Below are 10,224 nucleotides of genomic sequence, written 5' to 3'. Positions count from 1 at the left end.
GCAACACCACCTTCATTCTTCGGAGTGGGATAGACGGGAATGGTTCCAGTTGGCATCTGTTCAGACCTTACGGGCAATTGCCCTGCACGGAACCAACGATAGGCCGTCTTGTAATCTATGCCTTGTTCCCGCGCCCAATCCGCCAACTTCATTTGATCCTACATAAGCACATATGGTATTGAAGTTTCCTGCTGCTAATTACCCTTGTTTCTTCAGCTTCCGGATCCAGAGCAGGCCTGACCTTCACATCCATTTTAGTGACTCTCCAGTAGCCTTCCTTGTTCCTTTCAAGCGTCGGTGTCACTTCTGTATGTATGCCCTTGACGTCTATCCTGCTCTTTCTCAGACAGAAAGCAAGACTAGCGCTCAGGCAGTTCCCTATTGCAGCAGCGAGCACCCTCGATGCATTGGGCCCCTCAAGCCTGCCAAGCGGTTCCGGCTCGTCCATGACAAGTGTCGTTCCGTCCGCGTCAGGGAACGAAACACGGAAGACATAGTCGTGCAGAAGATCAATTTCCACTTTCGGTTTTTCATCCATGCTTATTTCACTCCTTTTCCATAACCAGCCAGGCTCATACACAAACACATAGTCGAACTTTGCGATTGGCCCGTCATATTTGCCTGAACAGGGGGATATGTCAAAGTTTCATCACTGTTTAACAAAATTCCAGGTCTGATGCCAGCATTTCGATTCGCCCATGCCTTAAGCGGGAGTGGTGTGAAGACGCAAAAGCCAAATTTGAAATAGACTGCCTGATATGACCGCGGATGGGGTCATTTGGCAGATTATTCCACATATGTAGAGAATGCGAAATGGTCATCGCTTCACAGCTGGATATTCACTGCCTTTTGTGTTGGGACACTGCTAGAGGCATACATTTACTCGCTCCCGTACATCGCCACAACCTGGGTGAAATTTCCGATATACCTCATAGCCCTGATTTCTGTCTGGTCACCGCTCTGGCTCCTTGTGGGCGGTATTGCCGCAGGCCCTCTTGCAGACCGCATAGGCAGGAAGAAGACGTTCTATGTTACACTCTCAACCTATGTCGTTGGCGCTCTTGTGCTGATTGCTGCATACGACTTTGTCGAAATTCTGATTGCTCTTGCAATCCTGCTGCTTGCCGCAGGAGGGGAATACAACACGATTCTGGTCAGCACCCACGAACTTTTTCCAAAAAAACACAGATCCAAGGCCCTGTATCTCGAACTGAATTTCACGAACGTCGGCGGTATCGTCGCTACGGCGCTTGCAATAGTGGCAATTACTTCCGTCTCTTCCCAGAAACTCCTTCTGGGAATCTCTGTAATTGCTGTGGCTCTCGTTATCTTCCTTATCAGACTAAGGCTCCCTGAATCAGTAATGTGGCTTGAGAAGTCGGGTGAAGAAAATACAGCCGGCAGGGAGTTTGCCGAATACTATGATGGCAGTCCCGAGACGGTGAAGGCAGGTGAAACGCATTTCACGAAGGAGGCCGAGCCCGGGGAGCGGAAACATCCCGGGAAAGCGTTCAGGTTGGCAGTTGGAGGCATCATCGGGTGGTCCTATACTGCGGGCTTCAGCCTGGGCGTCCTCGCAATCGGCCCATACTTCTTTCCTTCTCTGACAGACTACATAATACTCATATCCGGTGTATCTGCATTCCTTGGCGGTTTCATAGGCATATTTTCCGACAGGCTGAGCAGGAGGAATATGCTGACTTATTCCATAATAGGAATGATAGTCGTGACATTTCTTTTCATCGTGACAGAGAAAGTATGGCTTGTAGACATGATTGTGTTCTGGCTCCTCTTTGTCGTGCTCAACATAATGATAAACATATTCTTCCTTACTGAGGACACGCTGAAATCGGAGGTGTGGCCGGTGAAGGGGCGCGGCACATTTACAGGCATAGTCCGTGTAATATCACTTGGCGGTTCCATACCTGTTATCTTCCTTGCCTCTGAGCTGCCGATTGGCGACTATCTCTGGGCAGAACTCGGCATCTTTGCTCTCGGACTCGCCGCTGCAGTCGCATGGCGTCTCCATGGCGTCGAGACCGGTGAAGGGCAGAGCGTAAGAATGTGGGGCTGAACTCTTGAATGAGACAGAGCAGAGGGCGGCGGGCACCTTTTCCGGCGTTGCCATCGGAGATGCACTGGGTGCGGCAACGACCTTCATTCCCCATCGCGAAATTTTAATGAAATTTGGCAGGGTAACTGGTTTCATCGAACCCAAATCTTCCAGGGTCCATGAGGCTCTCTCTGCCGGAAGCTTTACAGACGACACGGAGCTTACTCTGGTTCTTGCAGAATCAATAATCAGGACTGGAGCTGTCTCGCCGGATGCATTTGCAAAGTCGCTTGTATCATGGGCCAAAAGGCGCAGCATACTGCAGACAACTCTAATCGGACCAAGCACCCGTCGTGCAATAACGAAGCTCATGAACGGGCAGTCGCCCGAAAAATCGGGACAGGGCGGGACCACCAACGGATGCGCCATGAGAATTTCACCCGTGGCCATTGTAAATGCAGGCCGTGCGGACGAAGAGGCCAAGTCGGATGTTGAAAAAGCCTGCATGCCCACTCACTGCACAGGCATTGCAATATCCGGTGCAACAGCAGTCTGCCTTGCGACAAAGAGGGCCATCGAGGGCGAGAGGGACACCGCTCTGATAATACAGAGTGCGCTCGACGGTGCGGCTTTTCCAAGCTGCTCAAAATGCGGCCGTGATTATCGCGGCAAACTGGATCTCAGGATACGTCATGCCATCCGGATAGCGGAAGGTGCAGGAAGCGAGGAACAGCTGCTCACCGATCTCTATGCTTTTATGAAAGGCAAGAGGAAGGCACTCACCGAGGACGCCGTGCCGATAGCGCTTGCATTATGCGCGTATGCGGAATTCGATTTCAACCGCGTCGCGCTGCTTTCAGCAAATCTGGGCGGCGACTGTGATACCATCGGTGCCATAGCAGGCGCAGTGTCCGGCGCCTACACAGGGCTGGGAGGCATACGCAGTGACTGGGTGCGTGCAGTCGGAAAGAATTCGGATGTCGACCTTATCAAAACCGCGAGAGTGCTGTTAAATGCGAAAAGACATTGATCTTCTATGTATCGGCGATGCAGTCCTGGATATTTACCTCGATATAGATTCCTTTCCCCTGAAGGCTGACAAAGTCGTTTCATCCGGGAGTGCGTCATTCGTGCCCGGCGGAATGTGCACTGTCGCGATAACGGCGAGCAGAATGGGCTTGAGGACTGCGCTCTTCGATTTCCTGGGAAAGGATCCTGCAGGATCGCTGCTGCTCAGTGTGCTGAGGAAGGAAGGTGTCTGCACAGGAGGCGTAGTTTCGTCTTCCGGCCGGCACACGGCAATTTGCGCCGTGCTCGTGAGCAGGAAGAAGGAACACACATTTGTCGGATACGGCGGCAGCGGCGTCCATTCCCAGCTGCTGTCGCGGCGACTGCAGGCAGTTCTGCCAGGGACAAGGGCTATTTTTTTCGACGGTTATTTCATTTCGCAGGCGGTAAAGATTGCAGGTATGATGCGCAGTATTCTGGAGCAATGCAGGAAAACGGGTGTGACGGTGGCGTTCGATCCGGGACCGCTGATTGACACAATACCCGATCCGGGGTTCTTCCTGACGAACTCGGATATCGTGTTTGTCAACGAAGTGGAGCATCGATTCCTGCGCAGGTTCAAATCAGTGCACAGCTCCGGTGCAAAAGGAAATCTGATAGTTGTAAAGACCGGGGAAAGAGGCGCGTATGCAACTGACGGTAATGTGTCTGTTCGCGTTCCCGGTGTCAAAGCAAGGAGGCTGGAAAATACAGTCGGCGCAGGCGATGCGTTCGACGGCGCTTTCATGTGGGCACACTTAGGTGGCATGGATCTGGAGGATTCGCTGAACGCAGGCAACATAGTTGCTTCACGCAAAGTGAGTTCGCCGGGACTTTCGGGCATTCCTTCGGGGAAAGAGGTCACACGGGAAATGAGAAGAAAACATTCCCGTCGCTGAATTCAGGGGCCGGAGCTGTGGCACCGGCTGTAAGGCTGCAGAAATTGCGTGCTCTGTTTGACTAAAAAAACGAGCGCAGGCCCATGAATTTATTCGTGGGTAAGCGGGCGGCGGAACTAAACAGGAAGGTGAATATGCAACAGATGTGGCCTCCGGTGTATGTCCCCTTCAAGTACCGCCTGTATCCGTTCCGCAACCAGGAACGTAAGCTCATGCGCCAGCCCGATGAGCTGAGGTCCCTCTGGAACTATGCGCTGGAGCAGAGACAGCATGAATGGAAAACAGGGCGGGTTTCAGTCGTCTATGCTGAAAAGTGCAAATCACTCGCTATGTGGCACAGTAACGACGGCAGCGGTATAGGTCAAGTCTACAGTCATGTCGCACAGGAATGCCTGCACAGGCTGGACAGGGCATTCAAATCATTCTTCAGACACATTGCAGGATATCCGCGTTTCAAGGATGAAATGCTGTCGCTTACCTATCCCGACGCATACAACGGCTCCGCCGTAACCACAGACGGCAGGGCAGGGCATGCCCGAATTCACGCGCGTGGAGAGAATTGCCAACACCTCCCAGAAGGGAAGGTGAGCAGTCTCGAAGAAACGTGAACCGCCGGCCGCAAAGGAGGTCGCATTCTAATGCAGCCAGGAACACACGAATTTATTCGCGGGAGGATGTCAGGTGATTCCAATGGCTGGGTATCCAAACGCCTTAGCCGTCAATGTGCCTGACGAAGACTCATTCTGGAAGGCAGGCGCAATATATTACGAAAGGAATGACGGCCGCGTTCTTGTTCCAGAGAGGCTTGTGGTCAGCTGCACTGTCAATTTGCCAGATCGGTGTCCAGGTTAGTTCAACTATCAGTCATGCTTATGCCGATTGCGATACTTGTAACGATGCCTGCCCGATGATTCCTGCGCCTGAAAGTGCCTGGGCTCTACAAAACTGAAACGGAAAATATTTCTATCCGTCGCTATTATCCGCCTCAGGTTACCCTGACAAAAATGCAAGGAGGAAGGCCGGCCGCAGCATTGTTGCTGGTCGTAATTTCAATAATTGTGGTGTTCACCGTTCCGGCAGTTTCCAGGCATACGGGCAGTCCACTGTTTTACAGAAATCAGTCTGCTGAAGTGAAGTTCCCTGTTTGGTTTTTTAACGGTTCGTTTGTCCGTTACAGTGTAAAGTCCACGGGCTCTCCCTCCGGCAGCAATGGAACGACGGTTCAGACCTTTTATATATCGAAGGTGAGCACAGCAAACGGGAGCTACACGGTGACAGTATCAGGTTCTTCAGGCTCTGGAGTTCCTAACACGACAGTTTCGGAGAATCTGTCCTCGCAGTCGCTGTATCCTGCCGTCAATCAGACGGCGCTGATGTATTTCAACGCTGGAAAGGTGCCCCCGTGGGTATCTGCCATGGAAGGTCCAGACTTCTCTATGACAGTTTCCGCGAATTCTTTGTTCACAACGCCTCTCGGCACTTTTCACTCAGACACCGTTCATCTGCATCAGGTTGTCTTCCTGCACGGAACAGCCATTTATTTCAACGCAACCTTTGCGATTGACAGATTTTCCGGTATTAGGCTTGGCGGACAAGCGAATACGTACTACGGGCAGGTATGGAACAATGAGAGCAGTGCTGTAATGGCGACGAACGTACCGCTGGGTCCCTCCGTCTCGTCGTCTCAGCGCGGTCTGTCGCAGTTTGTTCTGGAAGGCATCGCAGGCGCTGTTGCGATTGTTGCTGCAGTGGCTTTTCTGGTATTTCTGAAAAGAAAGCGAACAGGGGGCAGACCGGGATAGACCGTTGAGGTATTGCCTGATAAACGGTTGCTCAAAGTGCGACAGTCCAAATTGTGATCGCCACGCCATCTGCCTGTCCCGCCGCACTTTGGCGCGAGCGAGCTTTTTAATTTATGTATCATGCATATTGTATTAGTCCGATCGGAGGAAAACAATTGGTACATTCTGCAGGTTTCTTTTTTCCATTTCAGGCGACGGGTAACCGGTGATTGATGCGGCTAAACAATCACGCCCTTCATGCTTCGCCGCCCTTACCGCCGCGTTTTCTGAATTTCTTCAGGCCTTGAATGAATTGCCGCCTTTTTCTGGAAATAAAAGTTACATGATCAGAACTCTGCTGAGTGCATTTATTTCTGATGTCTCGCCTGCAGCAATTTTGGATTTCTGCCGAGATGAATCCTGCAGGCTCAGCCTTCACTCGTTCTGTTCTTACACGCACGGCCGAACTCCAGAGTTCAGTTCATTCCAGATCCTTCCACCTGACTCCTGGTCGTCGCGCTGGACTGCAGCGGGCATCTATCATGATTTATAGTTAATGTTATTTAAGGTAAAGCGTTTCGGACTGAAGTGTAAAACAGGAATGACAGAACCATAAAAATGAAAGAGATGGAATAGTTGCGTATATTGCAGTTTCAGACGGGGGGCAATGCAGTATGGTGCTTTTAAAACGAACCAGTTTCCTTTTCTTCATTCCAACAGGAATATTCTCCGTTGTCCTCCTGTATCTTGTCGGCTGGAATGTATATACGTCCTTCACAAACTCCTCTTCGTTTCATCCGGTCGCCACTTTTGTGGGCTTCCAGACTTACACTTCAATTTTCAGAGACACGGCATTCACCAATCCGCTGAGGAGCTCTCTCATATGGTCCGCTTCTCTCATACTGTTTGGCAATATTTTCGGAATATTTTTTGCAACACTGATATATAATGTCGGAAGCAGCAAAATAAGGCTGATATTCACCACTATTTTCATTTACCCGCTTGCCATTTCCCTGGCCGCATCCGCTGTGATATGGACATGGCTGTACAATACAAGGACAGGCATAAACACAATTTTCCGGGCTCTGGGTTTGCCGCAGTACACATGGCTCGACAGGCCTGCCTCCGCACTTCCAAGTCTCATCCTCGTATCCATCTGGGTATTCTCCGGGCTTGCTGTGATATTCTATCTTGCATCATTCCAGAATGTCACTAAGGAGGTAATCGAATCCGCCAGGATAGACGGTGCCTCAACGATCAGGATCCTTACGAAAATACTGCTTCCTGAATCGAAGAATGCATTCATTGTTTCAACAGCACTGCTTTTCCTGTTTGCACTCAGAATATTTTCACTTCCCTTTGTATCGACCGGTCTGAATCCCTTTACCGAAACGGCTGTCCTCAGTATGTACTTCTACTACATTACCGAGTTTTTCGCCGATTCATCTGCTGCGAGCGTAGTGCTGGTTATTCTGGCGGCAGTTGTCGTGATACCCTACGCGCTCCTGGGCCTGAAGAGGTGGATAACAAATGACTGAGCAGCTGATCAGCGCGCGGACCAAAATACTGATACGCTCTGCTGTTGTAATTGCACTGCTGTGCTTTTTTGCGGCAATATGGCTGATTCCTGTCTACAGCCTGCTAATCAATTCATTCAAGACTGCATCGGGAGTCATCAGCACTCCCGTTCTGGAGCCTGCGGGCTTCTCACTGTCCGCTATAGAAACAGTGTTCTCCCAGATGAAGCAGAGTCTGCTCAACAGCCTTATCGTCACGATTCCGGTGGCTGCAATCTCGACCTTCCTGGGGGCAATGGCTGCATACCATCTTTCCCTCAAGCAATCATACTTCAACGACACTGTTTTTACAATAATAGCAATCGCCACCTTTGTGCCCTATGAGATAACGCTTGTGCCGCTGACCAGCCTGGCGGTGAAGCTGGGTATTTTCAATACATATTACGGATTGATATTCGCCTTTCTTGTTTTCTACCTTCCGACAGGGGCCCTGTTGATGTCGATCTTTATGGCCGTCCTGCCGAAGCGGACACTGGAAGCGGCGCGGATAGACGGAGCAAATGACTGGCTCATATTCAGGAAGGTAGTATGGCCGCTGGTCATCCCAGGTGCGATATCCACCTTCATGTTCATAATAGTTGAAACATGGAATAATTTTTTCATACCTCTTATACTCACCTCGACACCTCCCATGAGAACTGCATCGGTGCTGGTGATGTCCTATTCGGGCAGCTACGGTGCGCTGTACAATGAGAGCTTTGCTGCCGCACTGATATCGTCCCTTCTTCCGCTATTGCTTATAATCGTACTCGGCAGATACTTCATAAGAGGATTTCTGGCCCTGGGCTCGGGCGGCAAGGGGTGAACCGGATTGGTAAAAATAGAATTCAGAAATGTTACGAAATCGTTTGGACGCGGAAACAGGATAAAAACAGCCATCAAGGACATATCGTTCACAGTTGAAAACAGGGACTTCTACGGCATTATCGGTTCCAGCGGCGCCGGCAAGACGACACTCTTGAGACTCATTGCCGGCCTGGAAGAACCAACGACGGGTTCAATCTATTTCAACGATGAAGTGGTCGCTGAAAACGGAAAGATCAATGTTCCGGCCGAGGGCAGAAACATCGGTATGGTATTCCAGAACTGGGCGCTCTATCCGCATCTTACGAGCTATGAGAATATAGCCTTCCCGTTGAGGGCGAGAAAAATGCCCGCTCCCGAGATCAGGAAAAAGGTGGAGTTCCTTGCCGATCTCCTCGATATACGGGAAGCCCTGAACAGGAGGCCCGGCAATATCAGCGGCGGACAGCAGCAGAGGGTCGCCGTGAGCAGGGCGCTCGCCAAGGATCCGTCCCTGCTCCTCCTCGACGAACCTTTCAGCAATCTCGATGCGACCATCAAGGACAGCGCACGTTCGCTTGTCCGGAACGTGCAGAAGGAACTGGAAATCACGGCCATAATTGTTTCCCATGATCCGGCCGATATTTTCGCACTCGCGCACAATGCCCTGGTGATATCCAACGGCCTGAACATTCAGACAGCCGCGACCGAAACGCTCTATCACAAGCCGAAGGCTATCGATGTAGCCAGGGCGATTGGTGAAATAAACCTCATACCTTCGAAACTGACAGCCGGCAGCAGGTCTGTGGTCAATATCGGGGAGAAGATCGGTTTTGAAATCAGCCCGGAGCAGTTAGGGGATGCGCACAGGAGCGCCGGAGAAATGAAAATCCTTCTCGGTCTCAGGCCAGAGGGAATAATGCTTACGACAGAAGATGAGGATGAAGAACTGAATGAGAAAGAATGGCTCATGCTCAGCAACGGTACGGTGAACATTTCCGGTTATTCGGTTGGCGTGTTCAGGGTGATATTCAACATTCCCGGCATAGACAAGGATATTGTGACAACAAGCGAAGTTCCGCTGCCGGGAGGAACTCCAGTAAAGGTATATGTCAGGAAGAACGAGATTCTGCTGTTTGACACCGAAGGGCGCTCGATAATGAATTACGACGGAAAAGTCATACAGCCGGCGTTTAACTGATTCCGGACGCCGGTAAGTTATATCAGTAATGCAGCGATGAACGGGATGAAGTGAAATGGAAGGAAGCGGAAATACAGTTGTTATTACAGGCGCTTCCCTTGGAATAGGCAAGGCAACAGCCATGAAGCTGGCCTCGGAAGGTTATGATCTTATTCTGAACGACTTAGTGGACACAAGCAGGGTTTTCGATAAAATCGCAGGCAGTAATGATTCTGTAATCCATGTCACAGGCGACATTTCCGAGGCCGGAACAATAGACCGGATTGCACGTGCCGCGGGCAGATCAGGGGTGAAACTGACCGGACTCGTGAACAGTGCTTTTGCCATGGTAAGCAAGCCCTTTCTGGAACTCACAGGGAAAGACTGGAGACGGACATTCGATGTCACTTTCTTCGCACCTGTTCTCCTGTGCAGGAAACTAATCCCGCTGATGATCAGGAATGGAGGCGGAAGTATAGTCAACATATCCTCTGTGCACGCTCTTGCGGCCGGAGATGTCGATTCAGCTGCATATGACGCCGCGAAGGCCGCAATGAATGCACTGACACGCTCGATAGCGCTTGAATTCGGTCATCTTGGGATAAGGGCAAATTCCATACTGCCCGGTCTTGTGGCGAGCGAGCGGATACTGGACTGGAAGAAGAGAAAACCGGCTGAATATGAGGCATCCTGCCTCTCGCATGCTCTCGGAAGGGCAGGCAAACCCGAAGAGATTGCCGAGGCAGTGAGCTTTCTGATATCAGGCAGGTCATCATTCGTTACCGGCAGTTCCATGCTGGTTGACGGTGGTCAGATGACAGCACTTAATGAGACGACCGCATTTTCAGTCCTCAGGAAAATGCACCGCAGCGATTCCCGCTGAGGCAAACGTGTGACGATCCCG

The 10,224-nt window shown here is 51.0% G+C and carries 10 protein-coding genes; 9 read left to right on the top strand and 1 reads right to left on the bottom strand.

Going from position 1 to position 10,224, the window contains the following annotated elements; genetic code table 11:
• Positions 1-148: 148 nt before the first annotated feature.
• Positions 149-538: an OsmC family protein gene (locus KIS29_08855; GenBank protein ID MBX8640429.1), complete on the bottom strand. Its 390-nt coding sequence runs from the start codon at positions 536-538 to the stop codon at positions 149-151.
• Positions 539-778: 240 nt separating this feature from the next.
• On the opposite strand from KIS29_08855, the gene KIS29_08850 reads away from it, so the two are divergent.
• From KIS29_08850 to KIS29_08810, 9 genes are all read left to right on the top strand, one after another.
• A complete protein-coding gene (locus KIS29_08850) occupies positions 779-2,074 on the top strand; it encodes an MFS transporter (GenBank protein MBX8640428.1) in 1,296 nt (431 codons plus the stop codon).
• 4 nt (positions 2,075-2,078) lie between these two features.
• Positions 2,079-3,083 (top strand): ADP-ribosylglycohydrolase family protein, encoded by a 1,005-nt coding sequence (locus tag KIS29_08845; GenBank protein MBX8640427.1) that lies wholly within the window; start codon positions 2,079-2,081, stop codon positions 3,081-3,083.
• Positions 3,067-3,999, top strand: coding sequence for a carbohydrate kinase family protein (locus tag KIS29_08840; protein ID MBX8640426.1), 933 nt, complete (start codon positions 3,067-3,069; stop codon positions 3,997-3,999). Before KIS29_08845 ends, KIS29_08840 begins: the two co-directional genes overlap by 17 nt.
• 134 nt (positions 4,000-4,133) lie before the next feature.
• Positions 4,134-4,607 carry a helix-turn-helix domain-containing protein gene (locus KIS29_08835; GenBank protein ID MBX8640425.1) on the top strand — a complete coding sequence of 158 codons (474 nt, stop codon included), beginning with the start codon at positions 4,134-4,136 and terminating at the stop codon, positions 4,605-4,607.
• A 396-nt stretch (positions 4,608-5,003) separates the two neighbouring features.
• A complete protein-coding gene (locus tag KIS29_08830; GenBank protein ID MBX8640424.1) occupies positions 5,004-5,801 on the top strand; it encodes a hypothetical protein in 798 nt (265 codons plus the stop codon).
• Between the two features lie 653 nt (positions 5,802-6,454).
• The gene (locus KIS29_08825; protein MBX8640423.1) at positions 6,455-7,318 is read left to right on the top strand and encodes a sugar ABC transporter permease; all 864 of its coding nucleotides are present in this window, start codon (positions 6,455-6,457) and stop codon (positions 7,316-7,318) included.
• The gene (locus KIS29_08820) at positions 7,311-8,162 is read left to right on the top strand and encodes a carbohydrate ABC transporter permease (GenBank protein ID MBX8640422.1); all 852 of its coding nucleotides are present in this window, start codon (positions 7,311-7,313) and stop codon (positions 8,160-8,162) included. The genes KIS29_08825 and KIS29_08820 overlap by 8 nt, the downstream gene beginning before the upstream one ends.
• A gap of 6 nt (positions 8,163-8,168) precedes the next feature.
• Positions 8,169-9,341, top strand: coding sequence for an ABC transporter ATP-binding protein (locus KIS29_08815; protein MBX8640421.1), 1,173 nt, complete (start codon positions 8,169-8,171; stop codon positions 9,339-9,341).
• 55 nt (positions 9,342-9,396) lie between these two features.
• Positions 9,397-10,203, top strand: coding sequence for an SDR family oxidoreductase (locus tag KIS29_08810; protein MBX8640420.1), 807 nt, complete (start codon positions 9,397-9,399; stop codon positions 10,201-10,203).
• Positions 10,204-10,224: the final 21 nt, after the last annotated feature.

The sequence above is a fragment of the Candidatus Sysuiplasma jiujiangense genome (genome assembly GCA_019721075.1).
GTDB classification, from domain to species: domain Archaea; phylum Thermoplasmatota; class Thermoplasmata; order Sysuiplasmatales; family Sysuiplasmataceae; genus Sysuiplasma; species Sysuiplasma jiujiangense.
The sequence above is the reverse complement of the archived record's forward strand: the minus strand, read 5'-3'. Positions and strand labels throughout refer to the sequence as shown.